The sequence below is a fragment of the Acinetobacter sp. ANC 4470 genome (genome assembly GCF_002135335.1).
Lineage (GTDB): Bacteria > Pseudomonadota > Gammaproteobacteria > Pseudomonadales > Moraxellaceae > Acinetobacter.
Genome location: NZ_NEGC01000001.1, coordinates 113,218 through 140,094 on the forward strand (window position 1 = coordinate 113,218; position 26,877 = coordinate 140,094).

27 protein-coding genes and 4 tRNA genes are annotated in these 26,877 nt (G+C 38.5%); 17 read left to right on the top strand and 14 right to left on the bottom strand.

The genetic code is table 11. The features are described 5' to 3' along the window. Nucleotides 1–49: 49 nt before the first annotated feature. The 3 genes from B9T25_RS00555 to rpsB all read right to left on the bottom strand — a co-directional run bounded on the left by B9T25_RS00555 (nt 50) and on the right by rpsB (nt 2,444). Nucleotides 50–580 (bottom strand): DUF3465 domain-containing protein, encoded by a 531-nt coding sequence (locus B9T25_RS00555; protein WP_086187012.1) that lies wholly within the window; start codon nt 578–580, stop codon nt 50–52. A gap of 95 nt (nt 581–675) precedes the next feature. Next, entirely contained in the window at nt 676–1,551 is an 876-nt protein-coding gene (gene tsf, locus B9T25_RS00560; RefSeq protein WP_086164172.1) for a translation elongation factor Ts, read from the bottom strand. A 140-nt stretch (nt 1,552–1,691) separates the two neighbouring features. Beyond that, nucleotides 1,692–2,444 carry a 30S ribosomal protein S2 gene (rpsB, locus tag B9T25_RS00565; RefSeq protein WP_086186570.1) on the bottom strand — a complete coding sequence of 251 codons (753 nt, stop codon included), beginning with the start codon at nt 2,442–2,444 and terminating at the stop codon, nt 1,692–1,694. Nucleotides 2,445–2,651: 207 nt separating this feature from the next. On the opposite strand from rpsB, the gene map reads away from it, so the two are divergent. The 3 genes from map to B9T25_RS00580 all read left to right on the top strand — a co-directional run bounded on the left by map (nt 2,652) and on the right by B9T25_RS00580 (nt 5,596). Then, nucleotides 2,652–3,479 (top strand): type I methionyl aminopeptidase, encoded by an 828-nt coding sequence (gene map, locus B9T25_RS00570; protein ID WP_086186571.1) that lies wholly within the window; start codon nt 2,652–2,654, stop codon nt 3,477–3,479. 165 nt (nt 3,480–3,644) lie between these two features. After that, nucleotides 3,645–4,064, top strand: a complete 420-nt coding sequence (locus B9T25_RS00575) for a hypothetical protein (RefSeq protein WP_086186572.1) — start codon at nt 3,645–3,647, stop codon at nt 4,062–4,064. Between the two features lie 305 nt (nt 4,065–4,369). Further along, nucleotides 4,370–5,596, top strand: coding sequence for a pyridoxal phosphate-dependent aminotransferase (locus tag B9T25_RS00580; protein WP_086186573.1), 1,227 nt, complete (start codon nt 4,370–4,372; stop codon nt 5,594–5,596). 88 nt (nt 5,597–5,684) lie between these two features. Here B9T25_RS00580 and B9T25_RS00585 read toward each other — a convergent pair whose 3' ends face one another. Then, nucleotides 5,685–6,527, bottom strand: a complete 843-nt coding sequence (locus B9T25_RS00585) for a DMT family transporter (protein WP_086186574.1) — start codon at nt 6,525–6,527, stop codon at nt 5,685–5,687. Nucleotides 6,528–6,848: 321 nt separating this feature from the next. Here B9T25_RS00585 and B9T25_RS00590 point away from each other — a divergent pair, with 321 nt between their 5' ends. Beyond that, nucleotides 6,849–7,280: a PaaI family thioesterase gene (locus B9T25_RS00590; RefSeq protein ID WP_086186575.1), complete on the top strand. Its 432-nt coding sequence runs from the start codon at nt 6,849–6,851 to the stop codon at nt 7,278–7,280. An 84-nt stretch (nt 7,281–7,364) separates the two neighbouring features. On the opposite strand, the gene B9T25_RS00595 is transcribed toward B9T25_RS00590, so the two are convergent. Beyond that, nucleotides 7,365–7,823: a hypothetical protein gene (locus tag B9T25_RS00595; RefSeq protein WP_086186576.1), complete on the bottom strand. Its 459-nt coding sequence runs from the start codon at nt 7,821–7,823 to the stop codon at nt 7,365–7,367. 239 nt (nt 7,824–8,062) lie between these two features. On the opposite strand from B9T25_RS00595, the gene B9T25_RS00600 reads away from it, so the two are divergent. Further along, nucleotides 8,063–8,138: transfer RNA gene (locus tag B9T25_RS00600), tRNA-Asn, on the top strand. A 237-nt stretch (nt 8,139–8,375) separates the two neighbouring features. Here B9T25_RS00600 and B9T25_RS00605 read toward each other — a convergent pair. Continuing rightward, nucleotides 8,376–9,557 carry a S1C family serine protease gene (locus B9T25_RS00605; protein WP_086186577.1) on the bottom strand — a complete coding sequence of 394 codons (1,182 nt, stop codon included), beginning with the start codon at nt 9,555–9,557 and terminating at the stop codon, nt 8,376–8,378. A 170-nt stretch (nt 9,558–9,727) separates the two neighbouring features. Here B9T25_RS00605 and B9T25_RS00610 point away from each other — a divergent pair, with 170 nt between their 5' ends. The 6 genes from B9T25_RS00610 (at nt 9,728) to B9T25_RS00635 (ending at nt 12,386) form a co-directional block, all read left to right on the top strand. Continuing rightward, entirely contained in the window at nt 9,728–10,486 is a 759-nt protein-coding gene (locus B9T25_RS00610) for a Nif3-like dinuclear metal center hexameric protein (protein ID WP_086186578.1), read from the top strand. A 158-nt stretch (nt 10,487–10,644) separates the two neighbouring features. Further along, a complete protein-coding gene (locus tag B9T25_RS00615; protein WP_086186579.1) occupies nt 10,645–11,271 on the top strand; it encodes a superoxide dismutase in 627 nt (208 codons plus the stop codon). A 158-nt stretch (nt 11,272–11,429) separates the two neighbouring features. After that, nucleotides 11,430–11,505: transfer RNA gene (locus B9T25_RS00620), tRNA-Asn, on the top strand. 5 nt (nt 11,506–11,510) lie between these two features. Beyond that, nucleotides 11,511–11,586, top strand: a tRNA-Asn gene (locus tag B9T25_RS00625). Between the two features lie 224 nt (nt 11,587–11,810). Continuing rightward, nucleotides 11,811–11,886 (top strand) — tRNA-Asn (locus tag B9T25_RS00630). Nucleotides 11,887–11,942: 56 nt separating this feature from the next. Continuing rightward, complete coding sequence (locus B9T25_RS00635) at nt 11,943–12,386, top strand: DUF2726 domain-containing protein (RefSeq protein ID WP_086186580.1); 444 nt, start codon at nt 11,943–11,945, stop codon at nt 12,384–12,386. A gap of 241 nt (nt 12,387–12,627) precedes the next feature. Here B9T25_RS00635 and ubiA read toward each other — a convergent pair whose 3' ends face one another. The 4 genes from ubiA to glnA all read right to left on the bottom strand — a co-directional run bounded on the left by ubiA (nt 12,628) and on the right by glnA (nt 15,933). After that, a complete protein-coding gene (ubiA, locus tag B9T25_RS00640; protein ID WP_086186581.1) occupies nt 12,628–13,506 on the bottom strand; it encodes a 4-hydroxybenzoate octaprenyltransferase in 879 nt (292 codons plus the stop codon). Between the two features lie 17 nt (nt 13,507–13,523). Further along, nucleotides 13,524–14,024, bottom strand: a complete 501-nt coding sequence (locus B9T25_RS00645; RefSeq protein WP_086186582.1) for a chorismate--pyruvate lyase family protein — start codon at nt 14,022–14,024, stop codon at nt 13,524–13,526. A gap of 126 nt (nt 14,025–14,150) precedes the next feature. Next, nucleotides 14,151–14,426 carry a hypothetical protein gene (locus B9T25_RS00650; RefSeq protein ID WP_004651480.1) on the bottom strand — a complete coding sequence of 92 codons (276 nt, stop codon included), beginning with the start codon at nt 14,424–14,426 and terminating at the stop codon, nt 14,151–14,153. Nucleotides 14,427–14,517: 91 nt separating this feature from the next. Continuing rightward, nucleotides 14,518–15,933, bottom strand: a complete 1,416-nt coding sequence (glnA, locus tag B9T25_RS00655; RefSeq protein WP_171262689.1) for a type I glutamate--ammonia ligase — start codon at nt 15,931–15,933, stop codon at nt 14,518–14,520. Between the two features lie 962 nt (nt 15,934–16,895). Here glnA and B9T25_RS00660 point away from each other — a divergent pair. From B9T25_RS00660 to B9T25_RS00690, 6 genes are all read left to right on the top strand, one after another. Further along, nucleotides 16,896–17,480 (top strand): anthranilate synthase component II, encoded by a 585-nt coding sequence (locus tag B9T25_RS00660; RefSeq protein WP_086186583.1) that lies wholly within the window; start codon nt 16,896–16,898, stop codon nt 17,478–17,480. An 8-nt stretch (nt 17,481–17,488) separates the two neighbouring features. Further along, nucleotides 17,489–18,535 (top strand): anthranilate phosphoribosyltransferase, encoded by a 1,047-nt coding sequence (gene trpD, locus B9T25_RS00665; RefSeq protein WP_086186584.1) that lies wholly within the window; start codon nt 17,489–17,491, stop codon nt 18,533–18,535. 21 nt (nt 18,536–18,556) lie between these two features. Continuing rightward, nucleotides 18,557–19,363, top strand: a complete 807-nt coding sequence (gene trpC, locus B9T25_RS00670; protein WP_086186585.1) for an indole-3-glycerol phosphate synthase TrpC — start codon at nt 18,557–18,559, stop codon at nt 19,361–19,363. Between the two features lie 15 nt (nt 19,364–19,378). Continuing rightward, nucleotides 19,379–20,065 carry a Smr/MutS family protein gene (locus tag B9T25_RS00675; protein ID WP_086186586.1) on the top strand — a complete coding sequence of 229 codons (687 nt, stop codon included), beginning with the start codon at nt 19,379–19,381 and terminating at the stop codon, nt 20,063–20,065. Nucleotides 20,066–20,159: 94 nt separating this feature from the next. After that, nucleotides 20,160–20,708, top strand: coding sequence for a GTP cyclohydrolase I FolE (gene folE, locus B9T25_RS00680; protein ID WP_171262707.1), 549 nt, complete (start codon nt 20,160–20,162; stop codon nt 20,706–20,708). Between the two features lie 298 nt (nt 20,709–21,006). Continuing rightward, nucleotides 21,007–21,876: a hypothetical protein gene (locus B9T25_RS00690; protein WP_086186589.1), complete on the top strand. Its 870-nt coding sequence runs from the start codon at nt 21,007–21,009 to the stop codon at nt 21,874–21,876. Nucleotides 21,877–22,207: 331 nt separating this feature from the next. Here B9T25_RS00690 and B9T25_RS00695 read toward each other — a convergent pair whose 3' ends face one another. From B9T25_RS00695 to hemE, 4 genes are all read right to left on the bottom strand, one after another. After that, nucleotides 22,208–24,094 (bottom strand): DUF4105 domain-containing protein, encoded by a 1,887-nt coding sequence (locus tag B9T25_RS00695; protein WP_086186590.1) that lies wholly within the window; start codon nt 24,092–24,094, stop codon nt 22,208–22,210. A 71-nt stretch (nt 24,095–24,165) separates the two neighbouring features. Beyond that, complete coding sequence (locus B9T25_RS00700; protein ID WP_086186591.1) at nt 24,166–24,636, bottom strand: DUF3015 family protein; 471 nt, start codon at nt 24,634–24,636, stop codon at nt 24,166–24,168. Between the two features lie 143 nt (nt 24,637–24,779). After that, nucleotides 24,780–25,586: a DUF817 family protein gene (locus B9T25_RS00705; RefSeq protein WP_171262708.1), complete on the bottom strand. Its 807-nt coding sequence runs from the start codon at nt 25,584–25,586 to the stop codon at nt 24,780–24,782. Nucleotides 25,587–25,625: 39 nt separating this feature from the next. Beyond that, on the bottom strand, nt 25,626–26,696 hold the full coding sequence (gene hemE / locus B9T25_RS00710) for a uroporphyrinogen decarboxylase (RefSeq protein ID WP_086186593.1): 1,071 nt from the start codon (nt 26,694–26,696) through the stop codon (nt 25,626–25,628). Between the last annotated feature and the right edge of the window lie 181 nt (nt 26,697–26,877).

A 26,877-nucleotide genomic window follows, 5' to 3' on the forward strand; every position in this document is an offset into this window, starting at 1 on the left:
CATATCAGTCCAGATTCATTGTTATAGAACAAAATTGCGCTTTTTAAAATTATTGATAGATTTGTCCTTTGTATTTTAACCAACCGTCTGCATGATGGTGCTGCGGATCACGATGCGTCCAATGAATCACACCACCCTTAGCAGAGTATTCATATTCACCATAAAATTCGATGTAATCACCCTTTTGCAAATAATCAACTCTTGGTGCTAAATCAATATTATGTGCAACCAAAACCGTTTGCCCAGTGCTCAATTCAAGAATAATTTTTTGATGTCGAGCCCCCTCGTTATCATCACGCAAAATAGCTTTAATTAACCCACGCGATTGAACTTGAATATTGCTTTTTTGTTCTTGAAATGCCTGCTGTATTCTTCCATCATCATTGTGCATTTGTACATTTGAAGACTTCGTACCTACTTGTGCTTTCTGATGCTCAGACTCCACTAAAACTTCAGTACGTGACTTTGAATCTGTCAAAGATGAATCTGAAGAATTTTGTTGTTCTAAGTCAATTCCAAAATATGCAGCTACTAACACAATAATAACTGCACCAATCCCCATATTGGTTTTACTCACCAGCACATTCCCCCTATTCCTCAAAATTTTATTATATGCATAAAAAAAGCCCCGCTAGGGGCTTTCTTTCACACAATATTCTTACTTATACAGTAAAATTATTGAGCAGCAGCTTGAGCAGCAGCAACTTCTTCAGCGAAGCTCATTTCTGCTTTTTTCTCAATACCTTCACCTACTTCGAAGCGAACGAACTGGGCTACAACAGTAGCAGTTGCTTTTAATACATCAGCAACTTTTTTATCGTTGTCAATTACGTACATTTGACGCTCAAGAACAACTTCATTCAAGTATTTTTCAACTGAACCAGTTACCATTTTTTCAACGATATTTGCTGGCTTACCAGATTCAATCGCTTTCGCTTCAGCAATTTCTTTCTCTTTAGCGATAAGATCAGCAGATACACCTTCAGCATTTACAGCAACTGGATTGAACGCAGCAACGTGCATTGCAATACCTTTACCTGTAGCAGCATCACCAGTGTAAGATACAACTACACCAATTTTTAAGCCGTGTTTGTAAACTGCAAGGTTTTCGCCTTCAACAATTTTCGCACGACGAACTTGGATGTTTTCACCGATTTTTTGAACAAGTGCAATACGCGCTTCTTCTACAGTAGTGCCATCTTCAAGTTTTAATTCAGCAATTTTAGCAGCATCAGTTTCGTTTGCAGCAAGCGCAGCAGCAGCAACTTTAGCAGAGAAACCAGCAAAGTTTTCGTCTTTAGCAACGAAGTCAGTTTGACAGTTTACTTCTAAAAGAAGCGCTTTGTTGCCTTCTTGAACGATAGTGATCGCGCCATCAGCAGCAATGTTACCAGCTTTTTTAGCTGCTTTTGCTTGACCTGATTTGCGAAGGTTATCAATCGCTAATTCAACATCACCATTAGATTCTGTTAATGCTTTTTTGCATTCCATCATTGCAAGACCAGTACGGTCGCGTAATTCTTTTACCATGCTCGCAGTAACTGCAGTCATGTTGTTCTCCTAAATACGGTAGAAAAATGAATCTGTTCAACAAAAACGGCCCAAAGTGTTCTCTGGGCCGTTCTGCTTTCTTGACGCTTAATTTGCCACCATTACATGTCGCAAAAATGACAATCTTGCGTCAAAACGCATTAAGCCTCTGGAGCTTCTTTAGCAACTTCTTCAACTTTAGCTTGAGCGTTTGCTTGTGATTGAGCGTACTCTTTACCAGCAAGAATCGCATCAGCCATAGCAGAAGCGTAAAGTGTAACCGCACGGATTGCATCGTCATTACCCGGGATAACGTAGTCTACGTTGTCTGGGTTAGAGTTTGTATCAACGATACCGATTACAGGAATACCAAGGTTTTTAGCTTCTTTAATCGCGATTGATTCGTGGTCAACGTCAATTACGAATAATGCGTCAGGTAAACCGCCCATGTTCTTAACGCCGCCTAAAGCACGTTCAAGTTTGTCCATCTCACGAGTACGCTCTAAAGCTTCACGCTTAGTAAGCTTAAGGAAAGTACCGTCTTGAGATTGAGTTTGAAGGTCTTTCAAACGGTTGATCGATTGACGAAGAGTTTTCCAGTTCGTCAACATACCACCTAACCAACGGTGATCAACATATGGTTGACCAGCACGTTGCGCTTGTTCACGGATGATGTTAGAAGCAGCACGTTTAGTACCAACGAACAATACTTTGTTCTTTTTGCTAGCAAGATTGTTAACAAAGTTCAAAGCATCATTTAACGCAGGAACAGTGTGTTCAAGGTTGATGATGTGAATTTTGTTACGCGCACCAAAGATGTATTCACGCATCTTTGGATTCCAGAAACGAGTTTGGTGACCAAAGTGCGCGCCTGCTTGAAGAAGGTCACGCATGCTTACGTTGTAATCTGCCATTTTCTTTACCTTAAAGTTTGGGTTAGGCCTCCATATATCCGCATTCTCCACCCCAAAGGGCACCCAGAGAAATGTGTCGATATATGTGCGGATTTTGTTGCCCCATCCAACAAAGCCCGTGAAATATATTCACGAAAAAGCATTTGATAAAATGGGCGGCTATTTATACCATAGTCACATATAAATTTCCAAAAGTTTTTAGAGATCATGAACAGTACTTACCAAGCACCACGTCGACTCATTAAAACTCCAGATGAAATTGAAAAAATGCGTGTGGCGGGACGACTAGCGGCCGAAGTTTTGGATATGATCAAACCGCATATTGTTCCGGGTGTTACCACTTTAGAACTTGATACGATTTGTCATGACTATATTGTCAATGTTCAAGATGCCATTCCAGCATGTTTAGGTTACGGTGCAGCTCCCGGACGTCCAGCGTTTCAACATGTGATTTGCACATCGGTCAACCATGTGGTTTGCCATGGCGTTCCATCAGACAGCAAAAAACTAAAAAAAGGTGACATCCTTAATATTGATGTGACTGTGATTAAAGATGGTTACCACGGTGACACCAACATGATGTACATCGTCGGTGGAGAAACCTCCATCTTGGCGAATCGCTTATGTAAAGTTGCTCAAGAAGCCATGTACCGTGGCATAGAAACGGTTAAACCAGGTTCAACCATTGGTGACATCGGTCATGCGATTCAACAATATGTTGAGTCCGAACGCTTTGGTGTGGTTCGTGAATATTGCGGTCATGGTATCGGCACAGTATTCCATGATGAACCACAGGTACTGCACTATGGTCAAGGCAGTAGCGGCATGATCCTTGAAGAAGGTATGACTTTCACGATTGAACCTATGGTCAATGGTGGTGATTGGAAAACCAAACTTCTAGGTGACAAATGGACTGTAGTGACTAAAGATCATAGTTTATCTGCACAATATGAACATACGCTTTTGGTGACAAAAACTGGGGTTGAAGTCCTCACCGCTCGCCCTGAAGAAGATTTATCACGTTTTATCAAATAACAGCTTAATCCTCTATTTTTAAAAGGCTACTTCAAAGTAGCCTTTTTATTTTTCAGTTTTAACCCACAGTTTTTCACTTCATATTCACACAGACATCAATTGATTTTTAAATCATTTTCACCATACTGACACGTATCCCCATTTATTTTTAGTTCAGAGATTTTCATGTCCGATTTTAGTAATGTCACAGTAACCCATAATGATGATGACTCTGTTTCATTGTTAATTGATCAAAAACCTATTTCTGAACGCTATGGTATGAAGTTCAGCGCAACGATTGTCGATGAACTAAAAGCGCTAACAAGAGATCAAAGTCTCAAATTATTCGAGCAATTTGTCTTTTCACATACCGATTTAAACTTTGAACACAGCTATCGTTATGTAACCTACGTGATTAACCAAGAATCTGGTTACACCACTGCATCTAATTTCGTTTATAAAATTACTGCTACAGATCAGCAACCGATCGAGCACGTCATTACTAAACAAGGGCAAGCGATGACGCCTGAAGATATTCGTGAATTTATCAATACTCATCTACAAAAATCTCTAACCGATTACACCGACTTAAAATACGCTTATTAATTTTTATTAAATTATTTCATGATGCTCGGCATTGCAATCACCATTATTTTAAATGTAAGTGCAGTGCCTATAACATCTTAAAAACATCTGCTTAAAGCATCAATTTTAGACATGATTTATTGCCACAAATGACATTTTTATTTTAAATAAAACAAAGCAGTCATTTTTTATAGTTATTAAACAATTAATTAAACAAAACAACATACTTTTTCTATTGTTAGCACACTCAGTCTCCCCTTTCTTCGATTTTTTAGGCTAAGATAGTGTGCTTTTTTATTTTAATCTCCATAAGAAGGAATACTGCCGTGGACGTACGTCTCTCTGATCGTGTTAATGCCATCAAACCGTCCCCTACACTTGCTGTTACCAATAAAGCTGCTGAACTTAAAGCTGCTGGTAAAAACGTAATTGGTTTAGGCGCAGGTGAACCAGATTTTGACACCCCACAACACATCAAAGATGCAGCAATTGCAGCGATTAACAACGGTTTTACCAAATATACCGCTGTTGATGGTACGCCTAGTCTTAAAAAAGCGATCATCGCAAAATTTAAACGCGACAACAATCTTGATTACGCAGCAAACCAAATTTTGGTTTCTTGCGGCGGCAAACAATCATTCTTTAATTTAGCACTCGCTTTGTTAAACAAAGGCGATGAAGTGATCATCCCAGCACCTTACTGGGTAAGCTACCCAGACATGGTGATCATCGCTGAAGGCGTTCCAGTTGTCGTGAAATGTGGTGAAGAACAACGTTTCAAAATAACCCCAGCTCAACTAGAAGCTGCAATCACTGACAAAACACGTTTAGTTGTGCTTAACAGCCCATCCAACCCTACAGGTATGATTTACACTAAAGCTGAATTAGAAGCTTTGGCTGAAGTACTGCGTAAATATCCAGAAGTATTTGTTGCATCTGATGACATGTATGAACCAATTCGTTGGGATGATGAATTCTATAACATCGCAACTGTTGCTCCAGATCTTTATGACCGCGTAATCGTATTAAACGGCGTGTCTAAAGCCTATGCAATGACTGGCTGGCGTATTGGCTATGCAGCGGGTCCTGCTAAATTGATTGGCGCAATGAAAAAAATCCAATCTCAATCAACTTCAAACCCAACGTCTATTTCACAAGTTGCTGCTGAAGCTGCATTGAATGGCCCTCAAGACGTTCTTGAACCAATGATTGAAGCATTCAAACGCCGTCATGACTTAGTTATGGCTGGCTTAAATGACATCAACGGTATTTCTTGCCTACCTGCTGATGGTGCGTTCTATGCTTACGCTAATATCAAACCGTTAATTCGTGCTAAAGGTTTAAAATCTTGCACAGAATTCTCTGAATGGTTATTGGAAGAAACTGGTGTTGCCGTGGTTCCTGGTGATGCATTCGGTTTAGGCGGTTTCATGCGCATTTCTTACGCAACTGCTGATGAAGTACTTGTAGATGCACTTGCTCGTATTAAGAAAGCTGCTGATTCAATCAAAGGCGTAGACGCTGCGATTGCTTCAATTGCTGCTGAAAAATAATCTGCTTTTTATAAAGCTTGATTAAAAAAACCCGCGAATATCGCGGGTTTTTTTAATCAAAAATAAATACTAAATATAAAAAAGCGACTTACTTGTTTTCTTTAACGCTATTTTTTCCTGCATAAATCACCAAAAAAATACCCAGCAACACAATGATCGTTGATAAAACAAGACGCAGCCCTATGGTTTCACCAATAAATAATGCTCCACCTAAAATTGCTAAACACGGTACACTCAGTTGCACAGTACTTGCATCTATACGATCGATACGCTTAACAATCGAATACCACAGTACATATGCTCCAGCTGAGGTGACCCCACCTGAAAGCATGGCTAGAACAACACCTTGAGTCGTAATACTTGTACCTTGATATAAAATACAATAACCAATCACCACCAAAGGAACAGCCAGCAGAAAATTACCTACGCTACTCGATAAAGGACCCAGCATCTTCTTACCTAAAATACTGTAAACCGCCCAAGCAAAACCTGAAATCATCATGATGACGGAATAACTTAAACTCGGTGCACTGGCTCCTGGTAAAAGCAAAATCACAATCCCCATTAATGCAATGATTAAACCCAAACCACGTTTTAAATTCAGTTTCTCACCATGAAAAACAGCATAAAGAACCATTGCCAATTGCACCGTTCCAAAGAGTAAAAGTGCCCCAACACCTGCATCAACTTGAATATAGGCATATGAAAATGCCATCATATAAGTCGCCAAAGCCAGCGCGCTGTATAAATTCCATTGTATTGCCTGTCGCGTTTGGCTCAGCAACCACAATATCAACAAGACCACAGCACCACTACAAACACGAATCACACTAAAGCTTAATGGGTCTATTTGATGTCCAGCCAAAGCCAAACGACACAACACTGAATTTGCAGCAAAGGCGATCATAGCCAAGGTTATTTTTAAAAACATTGTTGAGTATCCATATTCAACGACGAGCCTCTATTCATTCTCATAGATATACAAATTTAAATATAAATTCCAATCTTTATCTTTAATGTCTTAAATCAAATAAACTTATTCAACTCAATCATAAAAACCCATGCGCTCGGTATAATCTCATTTTATTCTTATCTTAGATTTATATTTAAAAGCGAACACGCATAAAATCCTGAAATAAATATTAGCATTCAAGCATATAAATCACTTACGTTGACTTGACGAATATTAAGCAGCCCATTAAGTTACTTACACGTTCCTTTTAGAACGCCATAATAATTCAGGAAGATCGCTATGAACCCCAAAGAAATGACAGGGCTACAACTTTTACAAGCCATGTGTGCTGGCAAAATTCCAGCTGCAAGTATTAGTGAAACTATCCCTATGCAGCCGTATGAAGTTTCAGAAGGAACTATCCGCTTCAAAGCTAAAGCGGATAGTCGTCATTTAAACCCACTGGGTGGTGTACATGGTGGTTTTGCAGCAACAGTACTGGATTCTGTCACAGGCTGCGCTGTACACAGCATGTTAGAAGCTGGTGTTGGTTACGGCACCATCGATCTAAATATTAAAATGTGCCGCCCTATCCCGCAAGATAAAGAACTACTGGCAATTGGCACAGTGATTAACATCAGTAAAAATTTAGGTATTTCTGAAGGTAAAATTATCGATGAAAATGGCAAGTTATATGCACATGCCACTGCAACCTGCATGATTATTCGTTAACTTAATTTTTAATGCTTTAAGACTTTTAAGCCCAGCATTTTGGCAAACCAATAAAGGGTTTGCCAGTACTGCATAATTTTCTGCTTATATTGCTGTTTTGAAATTTTTAATCAGGTTATTCTGAGAAATAATCGGACGATGTGTGCCTTTAAAAATACACAAATATTTAAATACGCTATCTAAAGATACTGAAAGCTTTTTCTGCTCAGACACAGACCAGACTTTCGAGTTGTTTCGTCCTGATAACGCACTGCCATTCAACTGATAAAGATATAAATCATGGTCGCGTTGTAAAGGCTTTTTACGACCATTTGAATAACTTTCCAATAGCAATTGGCATGGTGAGTTAATCAACCATTTATCACTAAACCAAAGTTGTAATAAATCACCCAAATAAAGCTGTTCAGTGCCCACTGGCCACACTTGAATATAAGCATCTTCCACCACAGTTCGATACTGTGCAGGATCTTGAACAATTGAAAGGTAGTTGTCTTGATAAAAAGATAAATTTGAAAAAATTTCGGCAATCGTCAGCGTATGCATTCGCTTTCTCCTGTTTAGCCATTTTAGTGCTGGCAAGTTGGTTTTAAATCCACACTGTTTGAATTTTCATTCAAACGCTCTGTTATGAATTTAATTTAACAACTCATTTTTAGCTGTGCAAGTTTTTTTAACTATTTTTACTTATTTGTCTAAATAAAAAGCATACAGTGCAAAAATGAAGGAAAGGTGACAACTTTAGCTTGACCCTCTAAAAAATCTCCTTATAATCGCATTCAGATTCTCCAATAGCTCAGTCGGTAGAGCGACGGACTGTTAATCCGCAGGTCCCTGGTTCGAGCCCAGGTTGGAGAGCCAAATACCAAAAAGCCCACAGCATTAAAGTGGGCTTTTTTTTGCCTTAATATTTTATATACCCGATTAACCCCCACCAATCAAAAAATCGGAAAACTCCCTTCAGATAAAATTATCCTATCTGCGCACCCACCCTTACCTTATTTATCAAGACTTAAAATAATCAACAAGTAAAAACAGAAAAAGCGCATCGAAATGCACTTTTTCTGTTCATATTATCTAAACATAAATCAGGATTTTTTAACGCTGCGGTAAAGGAATATACTGTGAACTATTATTCTGCTCTTTACGCTCAGCGACAACCACATCCAGCATTAATGGTTTTTCATCTCGAACAACAGAAATTTTAATACTGCTATTTGGAGCCTGCAAAGCCACATAGTTAATCAGATGAGAAGCAGATGTAATCGGCTCATTATTCACCTGAATAATCTTATCGCCTTTTTTAATTCCCGCATTTGCCGCTGGGCCCTTTGGCAGTACATCTGCCACCACAACACCTGCCTGCTTAGGTTCAAGAAAATTCTCTTGTTGTACAGGCATCAAACTGATCCCTAACCAACCACGAACTACACGACCATCTTTCAAAATTGAATTCAATACTTGCTGACAAACCTTAGCAGGAATTGCGAAGCCAATACCCAATGAGCCCCCTGATTGAGAGAAAATTGCAGTATTTACACCAATTAAGTTACCCGTAACATCAATCAACGCACCACCAGAGTTTCCTGGGTTAATTGCAGCATCTGTTTGAATAAAGTCTTCATAGGTATTAATACCCAAATCTGAACGATTGGTGGCTGAAATAATCCCTTGCGTTACCGTTTGTCCTACACCAAATGGATTACCAATCGCAAGAACCACATCACCAACTTCATTACCACTCAACTTAAAAGGTAAAACAGGCAGTTTATCTAATTCAATTTTAATGACAGCAAGATCAGAATCTGGATCGGTACCAATAATTTTTGCAATTGCACGACGACCATCATTCAACCCGACCACAATTTGATCGGCTTGCGCAATCACATGATTATTAGTCAAAATATAACCATCAGAACGCACAATAACACCAGAACCTAAACTGTTTTCATTTTGCTCCGGACCGAATTGATCTGGGATTTGATCACCAAAAAATTCACGAAAAGCAGGATCATTTAACAAAGGATGTTGAGCTTTGTTCACTTTCTGCGTGGTAAAAATATTCACTACTGCTGGAGCGGCAACTTTAACAGCAGCACTATAAGAATCGACCCCACCCGTTCTGGTCGTATTGATCAAAGGCTCTACTTTCTCTGCTGGCATTTTTATACCATCAGCTGCAATAGGTGCTTTAGGCTTCTGATATTGTTGCCATGAAAGAAAGCCAAGAGTGACTAGGATGAGTAAAACCCAAGGTAACCATGAAAATGTGCGGCGCACGTTAATTTCCTCTAAATATATTTTAATTCGTTGATGACTAAGTAATTTATGTGTCATTGTAAGATGAAATACATCTAGAAACATAAAATAGTACAAGAGTTTTGTCATGCTTTAGTTACAATTTAAAATATGTTTTGATGATGTTAAATATTTAGACTTGTGAGAAATTTATGGCAAAACTTAATGAAATTATTCAGTGGTGCAACCAAACCCTGAAATCACACGAATTTAAAGACTATGCACCAAATGGTTTACAAATTGAAGGCAAACAAGATGTAAATAAAATTTTGTGTGCAGTCACAGCATCACAAGATGCAATTGACGCAGCGATTGAACAAGGTGCTGACTTACTCCTAGTGCATCATGGTTATTTTTGGAAAGGCGAACCCTATCCAATCACAGGAATGCGCGGTAAACGCATTAAGAGCCTCATTCAGCATGATATCTCTCTGGTAGGTTACCACCTGCCGCTCGATTCGCACCCAAGCCTTGGTAATAATGCTGCCCTCGCGGAAATTTTAGGTTTACGCGATATCGAACCTCTAGATTCCAGTGAACGCTACCCAATTGGCAATATTGGTTACTTGAACCAAGCGATGTCTGCGGAAGCATTTAAACAGTATTGTACTGATCGTTTAGGGTTTAACGCCACCCACTTACCTGCTGAAAAAAACAGCATTCAAAAAGTGGCATATTGCACTGGCGCTGCACAAGATTTTATTGGCAAAGCTGCGGAGCGCAACTGTGATGCCTATATTTCAGGGGAAGTCAGCGAACGTACTTATTATGAAGCACGTGAATTAAACGTGAATTATTATGCTTGCGGTCATCATGCAACTGAGCGTTATGGCGTTCAGCGTCTTGCTAAAGCTATTTCAGAACAGTTCAATATTGAGTATAGTTATTTCGAATTAAACAATCCGATTTAATTTTAAAATCGCCTGTGGTTGGCATTTTTCTTTATACATATAAATTCAGGCTTTATTCTGTATTGTTATTTATAAGCAATGCGCAATTTTCCTTAAGAATCTATTACAATAAAGCCACTTAATGTCAAAACCCAGCAAAATGCAAGGAATTGAAAATCATGACAACTATCACTTTACCAGCACTTCCATACGGATATGAAGATCTTGCTCCGCACATTAGCAAAGAAACTTTAGAATACCATCACGACAAACATCACAACACTTACGTTGTGAATTTGAATAACCTGATCAAAGGTACTGACCTTGAAGGTAAAACTTTAGAAGAAATCATTACAGCGACTGCTGGTGATGCAACTAAAGCGGGTGTATTCAATAACTCGGCTCAAGTTTGGAACCATACATTCTACTGGAACTGTATGGCTAAAAATGGTGGTGGTAAAGCGACTGGTGCTTTAGCTGCTAAAATTGATGAAGCTTTTGGTTCTTTTGAAAAATTTGCTGAAGAATTTGCTGCTGCTGCAACAACTCAATTCGGTTCAGGTTGGGCTTGGTTAGTTGCTGACAAAGTAAACGGTAACTTATCTCTTCTTAAAACATCAAATGCAGATACTCCACTTGCTCACGGTCAAGTTGCAGTACTTACAATTGACGTTTGGGAACATGCTTACTACATCGATTTCCGTAACGCACGTCCTGTTTATATCAAAACTTTCCTTGAAAGCCTAGTAAACTGGGACTATGCAAACGCGAAATATGCAGGTCAAGCTGCTGGCGTTGAAAAATAAGTTTTTTATAGATTCTTATTTTTAGTCTAAAAAATCGTCCTTTATGGGCGATTTTTTTATTTTTAGTGCATTTTTGCATAATTATAAGGCAAATGATTCATTTCTTTATCTTTACGTGTTGACGAGTCGGACTTTCATCCCTAAAATGCGCATCAGATTCTCTAATAGCTCAGTTGGTAGAGCGACGGACTGTTAATCCGCAGGTCCCTGGTTCGAGCCCAGGTTGGAGAGCCATCTATTCTTCCATAGCTCAGTTGGTAGAGCGACGGACTGTTAATCCGCAGGTCCCTGGTTCGAGCCCAGGTGGAAGAGCCAGATTCTAAAAAGCCCATTCATTATGAAGTGGGCTTTTTTATATCCTTATTTATCATCTATTCAGTAAAACAATATTCACGCCTCCAACTCATCAAAATATGACCATCAAAAGCACCAAATTTCACCAGAATGATGATAAAAAAGGCAGTTAAATCAACATTTAGCTTTTTTTATCAAAACAGACTTGACCAAAGTCTTTTAGGTCAATAGAATCCGTTTCAGATTCTCTAATAGCTCAGTTGGTAGAGCGACGGACTGTTAATCCGCAGGTCCCTGGTTCGAGCCCAGGTTGGAGAGCCAAATTCTAAAAACCCACTCTGCTTGAGTGGGTTTTTTCTTATCTATAGATTTATATTGTGTTTGATTCCAGCTCATTTACTTTTCTCATTATTGGTATTATTGCTAGCCTTGTACTCATTATACTGTGTGCTCAGCAATATCTAAAAACCAAAAAGAAGTTTTATTCTAAACGCGTCATTACTGCATATGAATGCAGAATGTACGTTCGTTTGAAAGAAGCCTTCCCCCAATACCATGTCTTGGCACAAGTTGCTTTTAGTGCCTTAATTACCAGTCATAACCTTAAAATCCGTAATCAGTTTAATCGTAAAGTAACCGATTTCGTTTTACTCAATGAATCCTTACAAGTTTTAGTGATTATTGAACTTGATGACCCAACTCATTTATACAAAGTCGAAGAAGATAAATTTCGCGATCATATGCTTCATGAAGCTGGTTATCGCGTATTACGCTATACCGAAATTCCTTCAGTTCGACAACTACAGAAAGATATTGATTAAAAAAGGAGCCGAAGCTCCCTATAAGTTTTACTGTTTCATTAGCATATCAACGGTATTCGCCAACTCAGGAATATGTTCCGAGACTATAGAGCTATGCGTATCTTTATCAAATAATTTAAACTCTACCTATGTGTACAGTTTTATCCAGTTTGGTTTGTACAAGGAAATTTACGCTTAACCACATCTGTTTTAAAGCTTGATAGGCTCCAAGCACTCAACCATATACAGCTCTCAAGCAAAACTAAAACAAGGAAATTAAAATTCCAACAAAAATAATCACACCGATCCAACGGTTATGGCGGAATGCCCAAAAACAATGTTGCGGATCACGATCACGAGTCTTCGTCCATTGGTAAATAAAATCTGCAACAACCAAAAATAAGGCAAGTAAGCCATAAGGGAATAATAAGTTTTCTAAATACAATGCACAGCCAATCAATACCACACTCATCGCTTGTAACATTGCAATAATTTCAATGTCATATTTACCAAAGAGTATTGCTGTTGATTTCACTCCAATTTTTAAATCATATTCACGGTCAGTAATTGCATATTGAGTGTCATAAGCCACTGTCCATGCTAAATTACCGAAGTACAGTAGCCAACACGTCCAATCTAGCGGTTTACCCATAGCCGTAAATGACATCGGAATTCCCCAAGAAAATGCCATACCCAATACGACTTGTGGTAAATGCGTATAACGCTTCATAAATGGATAAATGAATGCAAGTAGCAAACCACCCAAAGCACAATAAAATGTTGCAATGGGGAGAAAAAGCAACGTACAGGCACTTGCAGCAATTAATGCAATAAATACCCAGACAGCCTCTTTAGCAGAAATCACCCCTGTCGCCAATGGACGATTTTTCGTTCTTTCTACTTGCCCATCTACTTTACGATCAGCAAAATCATTGATAGCGCAACCAGCAGCACGCATAAGGATGGTACCGAGTACCATCATAATCAGTATTGTAGGACTTGGAACCCCTTCAGCTGCAATCCATAACGCCCACATGGTTGGCCAAAAAACCAACTCTGTTCCAATCGGCTTATCAAAACGACATAAATAATAATATGCTACTAAACGCTCACGCCATGTAGTTTGTTGCGCAGTGTCCATGACTATCCTTAACCCAGTTACTGTTTAATATTTTGCTGAATAAATTGCTCAAATGTAGGCAAAAAAGTTTCTTGAACAATAAATTTACAACCATGCCAAGTATAACAACTTTGCCGCGTCCAACCATCTTCAAGCAGAATAACGCGGCGCTGACACTGTGGATTGGTTCGTTGAAATAGAAACCATCCTATTGGTTTTTTACCAATATGCTGAAATATACGTGCTTTTGCTTGTAGACTTAAAATAGGGAAGATACTTTTTGCTTTGACCCAAGGCTCCGCTTCAGAGCCATACAGATAGCTTTCACGCACCCATGATGTATGCCAATGTGGCATTTTCATCCATTGTGCATCGCTAAAACCGAGACGTTTAAAATGTTCTTTAATAGGTTTAACGCTAAACTCACCATCCGCTAAATCTGTAAGCTGTTGTGTTAACGAACCTGATGCATATAACCATGTTTTTAATTCAGGAGAAAATTGCGCATCCTGTACCTTACATGCCTGCTTATTTCGCATATACCCACTACTCTTTGAATATGATTTTTTAAATATCATTTACTGTAACTTAATTGAGTCACCCTTTTGTCACTTCACCTGAATGCACCCTGTTGCACTTACCCAGAGCGACAAAATACCAAAGCATCAGCACTTATCCGTTTTTGCAATCACTTCAAATTTACCACTAGCCGTTTTATGTAAAATCAAACCCTCAGAACTTAGAAAAAAATGCTCAGGATAAGCATAATCCAAAGCCAGTGCTGGATTTTTTAAACCAATGAATTCAGCCTGCTTATACCCTTCAGATGTACGCCCAAGCTCCAAGTAAATGACTGTAGAAAAATTCATTTTAAAGCCTTTACTATGGTCTTTAACATCAACCCAAGGATAAAAGCTCGTTTCTTTTTTACGTTGTGCCATATGTTTTCATGAAATTATCTAATTCAAAAGCAATGATACAAAAAAACCCGCTACATGAGCGGGTTTCTTTTTGCTTAAATTCGTGTACGAATTACAAGCTGTAGTACATATCAAATTCAACTGGGTGAGTTGTCGTGTTCAAACGACGAACTTCTTCAGTTTTAACTTCGATATACGCATCAAGCATATCTTTAGTGAATACGCCACCTTTTAATAGGTAGTCATGGTCAGCTTCAAGAGCTTCAAGCGCCATATCTAAGCTGTGTGCAACTGTAGGGATTTTCGCTTCTTCTTCAGGAGGAAGATCATACAAGTTTTTGTCAGCAGCTTCACCTGGATGGATCTTGTTTTGAATACCATCAAGACCAGCCATCAACAATGCCGCGAAACCTAAGTACGGGTTCATCATTGGATCTGGGAAACGTGCTTCAATACGCTTACCTTTAGGGCTAGAAACGTAAGGAATACGAATAGATGCTGAACGATTACGAGCCGAATATGCAAGCATAATTGGTGCTTCGTAATGTGGCACTAAACGCTTGTACGAATTTGTAGATGGATTCGTAATTGCATTCAATGAGCGAGCATGTTTAATCACACCACCAATGAAGTACAACGCCATTTCTGACAAACCAGCATATTCATCACCAGCAAACAAGTTCTTGCCATCTTTAGAGATAGACATATGAACATGCATACCTGAACCATTATCACCAACCATTGGTTTAGGCATAAAAGTCGCAGTTTTTGCATACTGGTGCGCAACGTTCCAAACAGCATATTTAAACTGCTGTACTTCATCCGCTTTACGAACTAGCGTATTAAAGCTCACACCAATTTCTAGTTGGCAAGATGCAACTTCATGGTGATGTACTTCTACACGACCAGGGCCCATGATGTCTTCGATTTTTGCACACATTTCTGCACGCATATCATGTGAAGAATCCACTGGTGGAACTGGGAAGTAACCGCCTTTAACACGTGGACGATGACCAGAGTTACCGCCTTCATAATCTTTGTTTGTTGACCAAGCTGCTTCTTCTGCGATTAATGTATGGCGCGCGCCAGACATATCGATTTCCCATTTCACTTCGTCAAAAACGAAGAATTCTGGTTCTGGGCCAAAGAATGCAGTATCACCAATGCCTGTTGATTTTAAGTATTCTTCTGCACGGCGAGCGATTGAGCGTGGATCACGTTCATAACCTTGACCAGTAGATGGCTCGATTACATCACAAGTTACAACAACTGTAGCTTCAGCAAAGAACGGGTCAAGAAAACATGTTGCAGCATCTGGACGTAAAATCATGTCCGATGCTTCGATGCCTTTCCAACCTGTAATTGAAGAACCATCAAACATTTTACCGTCTTCAAATGTATCTTCGTCAATTGTATCTGCTGGGTAAGTTACGTGTTGTTCTTTACCCTTAGTATCAGTAAAGCGAAAATCGACCCATTTTGCGCCACTTTCTTGGATGAGTTGAAGGACCTTGTTCGCCATGCTCATTTTGCTCCGATGATTTTTTGTTGCACCTGCTAAGTGCATGTTAGTAGTTGGTATCTATTAAGCAATTCTCATACCAACTTTAAAAAACAAAGATAAAATATTGAATTCTTTATCAGAATAGAAGATTTAACCACTTTACTTTGAGGCTATTATACTGTGTGTAAATGTAAATGCACCATATTCAAACACTCTTCATTACTTTTGATTAAAAAGCTTCTTTCCGGTGTGCCAAAATGGTGCGGATTTATTTTTACAACTTGTAAAAGGTCCTTTTTTCGAGCTGTTTAACTTAAAACTAATATCTTTATGTGAAAATCAATTCTTAAAATTTATTTTTACGCCATGTTGATGATTTAATTATTGAATGCTTCGACCGTTTAATGCAAACGAATAAAAATAAATTTACTTTTATCAAATTATGAGTGGGCTATTATTGCAGTATTTGATGCTTCTACATTGAATATGCAAATATTTCCCCCAATTCAACAACCTAAACTCTGTGCGCTATTTTGGTGACAAAAGTTCTCGTTCTAATTCCTTCTTAAATATACGACCATAAGCCCAGTTTTCAGCAATTCAAGTTTTAATACAAACCTACTTACTAGTTAGCCTATTACTTAAATTTGAAATTATTTTACGATTAACTGCCTTTGAAATCTAAATAAAGTCCTTATATCATTTGAGGTAATTTTAGATTTTAACAATCTAAATTAGTGAAATGGATTCAGCATAATATGTACATAAATCAGATTATTCCTATGCTGAGACTCCTCTAAAATCATTATCATGGAAATAGTTCAGCCGAAAATGCTTATTTTTTGCTATGATTATTCACACTCCATTTTTTACTTATTTTAGCGCCCCTCATTTATATTAGGTCAGCCATTAAAAAATAGGCACAATGTGAGTATTCTTGGACTATTCGAGCACATATACGTGCATAAATTTCAACAGGTTAGCTCATGCTTTTAATGATCGACAACTATGACTCTTTTACCTACAACATCGTCCAATATTTTGGCGAGTTAAATCAGGAAGTAAAAGTCGTCCGTAATGATGCCGTGACATTGGAAGATATTGAGCGATGGCAACCAAAATACCTCGTGATTGGTCCTGGGCCTTGCTCCCCTTCTGAAGCCGGTATTTCCATTCCTGCTATTCAGCATTTTGCAGGGAAAATTCCATTACTGGGTGTATGTTTAGGTCATCAAGCGATTGGTCAAGCCTTTGGCGGTGAAATTATTCGCGCAAAAACCGTCATGCACGGTCGTTTGTCTGACATGTATCACAGTAACAAAGGTATTTTTAGCAATCTGCCTTCTCCATTTTCTGCAACGCGCTATCATTCATTGGTGATTGATCAAGCGACTTTGCCAGAATGTTTAGAAGTCACCTGCTGGACCAATGAAGCCAATGGCACGATGGAAGAAATCATGGGTGTAAAACATAAGACATTGCCTGTAGAAGGCGTGCAGTTCCATCCTGAATCAATTTTGAGCCAACATGGTCACCAAATCTTCCAAAACTTCTTAGAAATTTATGCATAGTGAACACAATGAATATTCAACAAGCTTTAAATAATATTACGAAGCAAATTCACCTGACTCAGCCACAAATGGAAGATGTGATGCGAGCAATCATGTCAGGTGAAGCAACTGATGCACAAATTGGCGCACTAATGATGGGCTTACGTCTTAAAGGCGAAAGTATTGATGAAATTACCGCTGCTGCACGTATTATGCGTGAATTTTCCATTAAAATTGATGTCAGCGATATTCCATATTTAGTCGATATTGTGGGTACTGGTGGCGATGGTCAAAACCTATTTAATGTCTCAACAGCATCCAGTTTTGTGATTGCAGCAGCTGGCGCAACCATTGCCAAGCATGGCAATCGTGGTGTGTCTTCAAAATCAGGTTCATCTGACCTATTAGAAAAGGCCGGTATTAATCTTGATTTAAACATGCAGCAAACTGAACGCTGTATCCGTGAAATGGGGATCGGTTTCTTATTTGCACCGAACCATCATAAAGCCATGAAATATGCAGTTGGACCACGTCGTGAGTTAGGTATTCGCAGTATTTTCAATTTACTTGGCCCGCTTACGAATCCGGCCGGAGTAAAACGCTTTGTGATTGGCGTGTTCTCAAATGAGCTTTGTCGTCCTATTGCTGAAGTCATGAAACAACTCGGTGCTGAACATGTCATGGTGGTTCATTCTAAAGATGGACTAGATGAAATTAGTCTTGCATCGCCAACCTATGTTGCCGAACTTAAAAATGGTGAAATCACTGAATGGATGATTACACCAGAAGAAGTTGATATTGAATCACAAACTTTGACTGGTTTAATTGTCGATGGTTCTGCTGAAAGCTTAGCTTTAATTAAAGATGCTTTAGGCAAAAAGAAATCAACCATTGGTGAAAAAGCAGCAAATATGCTTGCACTAAATGCTGGTGCAGGGATCTACGTTTCTGGTCTTACCAATAACTATAAACAGGGTGTGGCTTTAGCCCATGATATTATTTATGGCGGACAAGCTTTAGAAAAAATGAGCGTTTTGTCTGAATTCACCAAAACACTTAAAGAATATGAAGCTTAAACAGATACAGGAATAATAGTCATGGTAGATATCGCAAATACAATTTTAGGTAAAATTGTTGACCGTAAATACGAAGAGTTTGCTGCCCGTTTAAAACAACGTAGCTTAAAAGATGTCGAAGAGCTGGCAAAGGCTGCGACACCTGTACGTGGTTTTGCCAATGCTTTAAATGCTAAACGTCCAGGGGTAATTGCTGAAATTAAAAAAGCATCACCTTCTAAAGGGATTATTCGTGAAAACTTTAATCCTGCTGAAATTGCCCAGCAATACGAACAAGCCGGTGCAGCGTGTTTATCGGTGCTCACCGATGTAGATTTTTTCCAAGGTGCGGATGAAAACATTGCTATTGCACGTCAACATTGCACCCTTCCCGCACTCCGTAAAGATTTCTTAATTGATCCTTATGGTGTAATTGAAGCACGTGCATTGCATGCGGACTGTGTACTTTTAATTGTGGCCAGCCTGTCGGATCAACAACTTGAAGAAATGTCGAAAACGGCATTTGAACACAATTTAGATGTTCTAGTTGAAGTACATGATGAAGCTGAACTTGAACGTGCCATGAGACTTTCAGAGCGCTGTTTATTGGGTGTGAATAATCGTAATTTAAAAACCTTTGAAGTCGATTTAAATATATCGCTGCGTTTGAAAAAATTACTGGAGCCTTCACGTCTTTTGATCACTGAAAGTGGTATTGCAACACCAGAAGATGTTCGCCTGATGCAGGAAAATGATATTCATGCTTTCCTTGTCGGTGAAAGCTTTATGAAACAGCCCCGTCCAGATCATGCATTTACTGCATTATTTGGTCAGCCACAAACCGTATAAATAGTTATAGATGTTATGAGTAAACATGATTCTTCGCTTTCTAAAGATCAGTTTAATCTACTGAAAGCCTTTAAAAAACAAATTAGCCAACCTCATTCAAGTGCGATTGCAAAGCAAACTGAAGTGAAAGCTCCAGTTGTGCAAGAAGAACTGGATGATTTCGATTTGTTCCAAAAGTCGATGCAAGGTGTCCAGAAAATGGATAGCAGTAATATTGCACCGATTGAAAAGAACAAAAAGAAAAAACTAGATAGCCAAACTTTGGCAAAACGTGCGGCTGCAACTGGCCCTATGGAAATGGACAATGCAGAGCTTTCGGATACGCAAGCCATGCTCAATCCTGTTGCCAGTCAAGCCACCTTAAACTATCGCATTGCTACTTTGCAGCACAAGGTTTTTGAAGATTTAAAAGCAGGTAATTTACGTTGGTTTGAAGCGGTTGACCTGCATGGTTGTACCGTTGAAGATGCCCGTACTGCCGTATTACAAATCATTCAAATGGCAAAAGATGAAAATCAAAATGTCATTAAAATTGTGCATGGTAAAGGGCCAGAAGCCATTTTAAAAACCTATGTGAATGGCTGGCTGCGTCAACATCGTGATGTCTTAGCTTTTGTCAGCGCACCAGAGAAACAAGGTGGCACGGGCGCAGTTTTAGTTTTACTAAAACGAAGCGAAAAAAACCCTAAATTTAAACAGTAATCGGAATTTTTCCCGAAAACAGGGCATTGTAGCGGTTTTCTGCTACAATGCTGCCCTTGTTCAATATCAGTGTAAGTGAACACGTCTTATGTCTATGCAGCAATCCTACGCCAATATTTTAACTGCCGTTGGCGAAGATCTTAATCGTCCAGGTCTAAAAGATACGCCAATGCGTGCTGCTAAAGCTTTTTCGTATTTAACGTCTGGATATAGCAAAACTTTAGAAGAAGTGACCAATAATGCGGTCTTCCCTTCTGACAACTGTGAAATGGTTTTAGTGAAGAATATTGAATTCTATTCTTTATGTGAACACCATTTATTGCCTTTCTACGGTCGTGTGCATATTGCTTATTTGCCCGAAGGTAATGTCTTAGGTTTGTCTAAATTTGCCCGTATTACTGAAATGTTTGCACGTCGTTTGCAAATTCAAGAAAACCTGACTCAGCAAATTGCAGAAGCTGTGGCTGAAGTGACCAAAGCACGTGGTGTTGCAGTAATGATTGATTCTGCACATATGTGTATGATGATGCGCGGTGTAGGCAAACAGGAATCAACAACACGTACCGTTTCTTTTGTTGGAGATTTTAAAACCAATAAAGAAGAACGTCGTGAATTCTTAGCTGCCTTACCTGAAAGTCTCTAAAATTTTTTAACTTTTAAAAGCTCCGATTGGTCGGGGCTTTTTTTATATCAAAATATTAATTGATGATTAAAAGCTTTCAACTTTGACCACTATTGATTCGTCCGCATTGTACGAGGTATAGCGAGCAGTAAATTTGATTTGTAGATTGAATTTTACTGACTCGCTATTTTTTGTACAGCAAATGTCAATAGACACTAATAACAATATAATACAAGCTAGAATTTCATTCTGGTCATAAGAAGTATCAATCTCCCCCAATATAATTACAAATATAACTACAACTAGAGTGTGTATACACATGAAAAAGCAAGATCATTTTTTTGATATTAATGAGATATCACAACATATTAAGGTTCAAAAACCTTATTTTGCGTTTCAGCAGCTTTGGCAAGACGAGAGGTCATTGGTTGGAAGCTTTGCTTCTGAGCAACCTCTTGTAGATGAAACCGGTCCCATTACAGCAGGCGAGATAGGAAGACATCTGGCTATTCTAGGAAGTTGTACTGCTGCCGCACTACACAATGGACCTGAAGGCTATTATCTTGCAATGAAAGCTCACTTTATTCGCAAGCACAATAAGCAGGATTCGGACAATGAAGTATTTTATGCCAGTGCTCAAGTTCTAAATATTGATAAACGCACCCTAAAAGTTTCAGTTCAAGCATGGAATAAAGAGCCTGTGGCTGAACTGATTTGTGAGTATTCCATTCTTTCACCTGCATTATTTCAACGTAAATTCCAACACTACGCTAGTGACAATTTATCTGTTCCAGCATCTTCCCCTTATCAACATCCTGTGCCTCTTCATAATCTAACATTTGAGAAGGAAAGGCTTGATGTTTTTGCTGGTCCTTTGTCTCCCCAACAATGTGCTGGGCATTTTTATGGATACCCATGCTGGCCTGTCGCAATTATTGCACAAACAGCATTTCAGGTTACTGGTGAGTTACTCAGAAAAAAATATGGTATTGGAACACGCTTCTGTGTTCAGGATTCGCAGTTGTCGGCAGAAAAACTAATGGGTGCCGATAGTATTTTAAGATTTAGTATAGAAATTATGTCAACACCAGAAAAATCTGGTTTAATAAAAAGCGTTGTATATATTTATCATGGCGATGAAATAGTCGCGCATTTAACTAATTTACTGGAATTAATATTAGCAGAGTAATTATAAATCCTTTGACTATAATTGCTCTAGGCTTAGTCTGGAAAATTTTTGAACCAGCCACTTTAGATAGTCAAAAACACACTCGCCTATTTACACCGCAGATTGCCATTATTATGAAATAATCATTGAATTATCATCAATGAAGTTTGATTGAAATATAGATGCACAGGATATTCAGACAATAGTAAGAAAATAATCAACATAAGGACTGAGGTACGACTGGAATTATACCTAGCACAAAAATACGAAAAAGCCCAACAGGATGTTGGGCTTTTTTATGATTTAGAAAGTAGATTAGGTCATGTTTAAAGAATACGCTCTGTTCCTTTTATTAAAAAAACATTACATACCCTAAACTTGTTTTCATCCACTCCTGACTATCTTGCTGCTGATATTGCCAATTCAAACGAATCACATTTTGGTTATTAAGTACATATTGCAGTTGGGTATTCAACTTCAATTGCCATTGGTGTGAATCTTCCCAATACGGCAATTCCACTTGCAGCAAACTATTGATTTTATCTGACCAGATATTCTGACAACCAATAGTTGCTCCCATCCCTATCTTCCAACCATCATTCAAAGCCTTGCCTGCCTGAATATGGTTTTGCACTTGGGCATAACACAAATGTTCACGCTCTTTATCAGCATAGCTATAACCCATTTGCACTTTTAAATTGGCTACACCATGTTGCTCATGTTCACTAAACCTACCTTCTTTATTCAGTGCTTCTTGCTGCCAGCCTAAATTAAAACCCCAAGTCAGTGGCGTTTTAAATGAGGTAATCGGGTTATAAGAATTGACTGACAGAAAGTCAAAATGATTCAATTTCAATTCATCATTACGATATTGAATGGAGCCATCCCAAAATAACAATTGCGTACCCACACGAAAGCCCGCTTGTGGATCAAGCAAATCATGATAAGCCTGCCTATGCCCAATCTCGACAATTTTTTCACCTTGCACCTCACCGACATTGACTGAAAAATTACGCGCATCATGTGCCTGTGTCGGATCATTTTTAGGACGTATCGGTTGTTGCCGTTGTTTATCTAAATCAATTTGACTACGTAAACTCAATAACTGACGCAATCGTGGCTGTGCAAAACTCGGCTCAACTTTTCGCCCAGTAAATTGTAAATACAAATCGTCATAAGCCATTTCTAGAATTTTAGCTTGCTCTAAATCTGGATACTTTTCCAAAACCACTGCCATATCTTTGATATCAGAAAAAGCGACGTCATGTGCAACCTTAGCTAAGCTCTTACCATGTTGTTTCTCTTGCGCTAATAGCTGTGTTTCTAAAGCAGGACGATAAACAATCTCTTTAACTAAACCTTGCTGTTCAATGGCTTTAATGGTTTCAATGGGTATTGCAGCCACGTTAAAATTTTGAGACAAATTAAGCTCTGGGCGAACCAAATCAATTAAACCCAATAAACGATAGGCACAGTTATCACTGACGAAATAATAAGGAAAACTGACGTTTTTCATTTCCCAAATATGCTCAACTAGAAATCGAGTTTCTTTCGGGCTTAAATTTAATTCATATTCCCATAGATCGCGGCTTTCCAAATCACCATATTCTTTCACTTTACGGTAATACGGCATTAAGGAATATTCACTAGGATACTGCCCCGTTAATCCATTCCAAGCAAAAGACCAACCTTCACTACCTGTTACCGTTGCTGCATAATTTACTGCATAAGATACTAAATTAAGTTGTTTTTGATCTTTAGGATCTAGACGCAATAAAGTATGTCCAAACATCGAACTGGGATTTCCCATAAAGTCCGTCGCATAGATGAGCGTAGCTTTATAAGGTTTAATCTGTGCCATCCAATCATCTAATTCTGGACAAATAACTGTAGGTAAATCTTGTTGTTGAATATTTAGCTTTTGCATTAACCAATGACTACGCGCAGGAAAGCGACAACGTACTGATTGATTGGGTTCAGCAGATTGAAATAATGCTTGAATATTGGCTTGTAACTCTTGCTTAAGCTGTGTTTGACCTTCAGATGCGAGGAAATAACCTGAATAACTCACCTCACTTTGACCTTTTTCATTGGCATACATTAACCTTTGCCAAGTGATGTCATGTTGTAAATTCTGTTGTTCGGCTCGATCTAAATAAGATTGAGCAATCTGGGAAGTCGTTGCTGAATAAGCAACAGTTGAAGAGATTAAAGTAAAAAATAACGCGATGGATTTCATTTAAATCTTTTATTTATGATTTATTTAAGAAGAAAACCCCATCTAAGTGACAGGGTTTAAATATTCAACAATTATACGTATGCTTTAAGCACGTCGTCTTTTGCCATTACAGCTTGTAAGGAAGCCAGAACTTGTAAAGAGTCTTGATTTTCTGCTGAATAAATTTCAGAGAAGTTTTGTTTAGAAACAGCAAAGAAACGAGCTTTGTCTTGTGATTGAATATTAAGAAGTTCAGCCAGTACATTTAAGCTTTCCCCCTGACCTACTGCCATGTCACGCGCTAAAGATTCAGCATTTTCATTGGTAAATGTCACCGCTTGCGCAGTTACTGTACCTGTACCACTACAGCCTAATGTACCAAAAGTGATACCGAATAATTGGTTTGCAAATAGACCATTTGTCGTTGCAGCAAGAATTTTAGGCACTTTACCTGATTGGCCTGCCCAAACTTGTGAACCAATACCACAACCAACATCGTTATCTGCAAATGCAGCGCTGGAACCGAGTGCGACAACTGCAACTAAAGCTAATTTTTTCAACATGGTTATTTCTCCAGAAATTATTATCCGAGTATTTTTAATTATTTCCAATTGCATAATTTTCATTACACCTTTGTAAGATAGCCATATCTTTCTCATAACGCAAAACAATTTATACTTAAAGTTGTCGATTACGTATTAAGCACTTAAAACGCATCATTTTTTAACGTCCAACCACCTTCTGTACTGCGTTTTCCCAATATTTTTAACACTAAAACCAGACTTAGAAGTAACAATAAATACCATGAACCTAACTTGCCCCAGCCCACCATATGCCATGCTTCGACCTGACTTGGGTACAACCAAATTTTATAAAACGTACTAATGTTTTCAGCAATCCAAATAAAAAATGCCAAGATCATCAGCACGGGCAACATTGGGAGTTTGATCTGATGCTGTTGTAACTGAAAATTAATTTTAGTCTTCCAAAAAATGATGATGCTCCATGTGAACAGCAACAATCGGATATCAGCAACAAAAAACTTACTCATAAAATTAATATAAGAAAGCATCGCTAAGCAAATCATATTGAAAAAACTCGGAAGCTTTTCAAATGACACCCGATATAGCCGTAATGAACGCGCAAAAAAACTACCCACTGCCGAATACATAAATCCCGCAAATAATGGAACGGTCAAAATTTTTAAAATGGCTGGTTGTGGATACTGCCATGAAGCAATCTGCGGGTGGGTCAAGAAAATTTCCATGACCATTGCCATAATATGAAATAAAGCAATCACTTTCGCTTCTGCCCAAGATTCTAACTTCAAATACAATAAGCAAACTTGAATAATTAAGGCATAAAACAATAAGTAGTCATAACGAAAAAAACCATAAAACTCTTGGCTGCCCATGGATGCAGTGAATGCAAATGCGATTAGAAGTAAAATCCCAAATAAGGCAGCCGAAGCTGCCTTAAATGAGAACTCAAAACATGATTTAAAAAGACTGATCAAGGTTGAATCCTAAAAAATGAGTTGACTCACATGTCGTTAAAGATATTTGGCGCTATATTCATGCACCGTATCAATAAATACTTTAGGATTTTCAGGATCTACCCATTGAGTAATGCCATGCCCTAAGTTGGCAATATAACCCGTTTTTTCACCACCTGCATAAGCATCATCAAGCATCGCTTTAGTCGCTTTTTCAATGGATGCTGGTGTGCCATATAAAGTGGCTGGATCTAAATTACCTTGCAAAGCTGCACGACCATTTACCGTTTGACGTGCCACATTCAGCGGTGTAGTCCAGTCTAAGCCTAAGGCATCTGCACCAATTGCCACCATTGGCTCGAGCCACTGTCCCCCACCTTTAGTAAATAAAATCACTGGAACTTTTCGACCATCTTTTTCACGTTGTAAGCCTGCAACAATTTTCTGCATGTAGTTAAGTGAAAACTCGATATATTCACGATGTGCCAAAGCGCCACCCCAACTGTCAAAAATTTGTACTGCTTGTGCACCAGCATCAATTTGCGCATTTAAATAATCAATCACAGCAATTGCTAATCGATCAAGTAAAGCGTGTAACACTTCTGGTTGGGCATACATCATATGCTTGGTGTAACGGAAATCCTTACTTGAACCACCTTCAACCATATAAGTTGCAAGTGTCCACGGACTGCCTGAAAAACCAATTAACGGAACTTGTCCACCCAATGCAGAACGAATCGTTGTTACAGCATTCATGACATAATCAAGATCTGATTTGGCATTAAAATTTGGTAAATTCGCTACATCTTTTTCTGTACGAATGGTTTTGTGGAATTTTGGTCCTTCGCCTGCTTCAAAATATAATCCCAAGCCCAAAGCATCAGGCACTGTTAATATATCTGAAAATAAAATAGCAGCATCCAAGTTATAACGGCGCAAAGGCTGTAAAGTCACTTCACATGCAAAATCATTATTTTTACATAAGGAAAGAAAATCACCTGCTTTGGCACGTGTTTCACGATATTCAGGCAAATAACGCCCTGCTTGACGCATCATCCAAACTGGTGTGGTATCTACTGGCTCACGTAATAAAGCACGTAGAAAACGATCATTTTTTAGAGCCGTCATTTCTTTCCCATCTCATTTTTAATCTTCGAACCATCATAACAAAAAGGTCGAAAATTTAATAACTTCTAACGTATCTAAAAATCAATCATGCTCAATGTAAAATAATTTTTAAACAAAAGAACTACTGCATCTCCTCATTTTTTCTGCAATACTTAGCCAGTTTTATCAAATTGTTAATGAA

Bases quoted from the DNA above. Each gene is read 5' to 3' on its own strand.
- tsf (WP_086164172.1), bottom strand. From the start codon at position 1,551: ATGACTGCAGTTACTGCGAGCATGGTAAAAGAATTACGCGACCGTACT.
- rpsB (WP_086186570.1), bottom strand. From the start codon at position 2,444: ATGGCAGATTACAACGTAAGCATGCGTGACCTTCTTCAAGCAGGCGCG.
- map (WP_086186571.1), top strand. From the start codon at position 2,652: ATGAACAGTACTTACCAAGCACCACGTCGACTCATTAAAACTCCAGAT.
- B9T25_RS00575 (WP_086186572.1), top strand. From the start codon at position 3,645: ATGTCCGATTTTAGTAATGTCACAGTAACCCATAATGATGATGACTCT.
- B9T25_RS00585 (WP_086186574.1), bottom strand. From the start codon at position 6,527: ATGTTTTTAAAAATAACCTTGGCTATGATCGCCTTTGCTGCAAATTCA.
- B9T25_RS00590 (WP_086186575.1), top strand. From the start codon at position 6,849: ATGAACCCCAAAGAAATGACAGGGCTACAACTTTTACAAGCCATGTGT.
- B9T25_RS00595 (WP_086186576.1), bottom strand. From the start codon at position 7,823: ATGCATACGCTGACGATTGCCGAAATTTTTTCAAATTTATCTTTTTAT.
- B9T25_RS00610 (WP_086186578.1), top strand. From the start codon at position 9,728: ATGGCAAAACTTAATGAAATTATTCAGTGGTGCAACCAAACCCTGAAA.
- B9T25_RS00615 (WP_086186579.1), top strand. From the start codon at position 10,645: ATGACAACTATCACTTTACCAGCACTTCCATACGGATATGAAGATCTT.
- ubiA (WP_086186581.1), bottom strand. From the start codon at position 13,506: ATGGACACTGCGCAACAAACTACATGGCGTGAGCGTTTAGTAGCATAT.
- B9T25_RS00645 (WP_086186582.1), bottom strand. From the start codon at position 14,024: ATGCGAAATAAGCAGGCATGTAAGGTACAGGATGCGCAATTTTCTCCT.
- B9T25_RS00650 (WP_004651480.1), bottom strand. From the start codon at position 14,426: ATGGCACAACGTAAAAAAGAAACGAGCTTTTATCCTTGGGTTGATGTT.
- glnA (WP_171262689.1), bottom strand. From the start codon at position 15,933: ATGAGCATGGCGAACAAGGTCCTTCAACTCATCCAAGAAAGTGGCGCA.
- B9T25_RS00660 (WP_086186583.1), top strand. From the start codon at position 16,896: ATGCTTTTAATGATCGACAACTATGACTCTTTTACCTACAACATCGTC.
- trpD (WP_086186584.1), top strand. From the start codon at position 17,489: ATGAATATTCAACAAGCTTTAAATAATATTACGAAGCAAATTCACCTG.
- trpC (WP_086186585.1), top strand. From the start codon at position 18,557: ATGGTAGATATCGCAAATACAATTTTAGGTAAAATTGTTGACCGTAAA.
- B9T25_RS00675 (WP_086186586.1), top strand. From the start codon at position 19,379: ATGAGTAAACATGATTCTTCGCTTTCTAAAGATCAGTTTAATCTACTG.
- folE (WP_171262707.1), top strand. From the start codon at position 20,160: ATGCAGCAATCCTACGCCAATATTTTAACTGCCGTTGGCGAAGATCTT.
- B9T25_RS00690 (WP_086186589.1), top strand. From the start codon at position 21,007: ATGAAAAAGCAAGATCATTTTTTTGATATTAATGAGATATCACAACAT.
- B9T25_RS00695 (WP_086186590.1), bottom strand. From the start codon at position 24,094: ATGAAATCCATCGCGTTATTTTTTACTTTAATCTCTTCAACTGTTGCT.
- B9T25_RS00700 (WP_086186591.1), bottom strand. From the start codon at position 24,636: ATGTTGAAAAAATTAGCTTTAGTTGCAGTTGTCGCACTCGGTTCCAGC.
- hemE (WP_086186593.1), bottom strand. From the start codon at position 26,696: ATGACGGCTCTAAAAAATGATCGTTTTCTACGTGCTTTATTACGTGAG.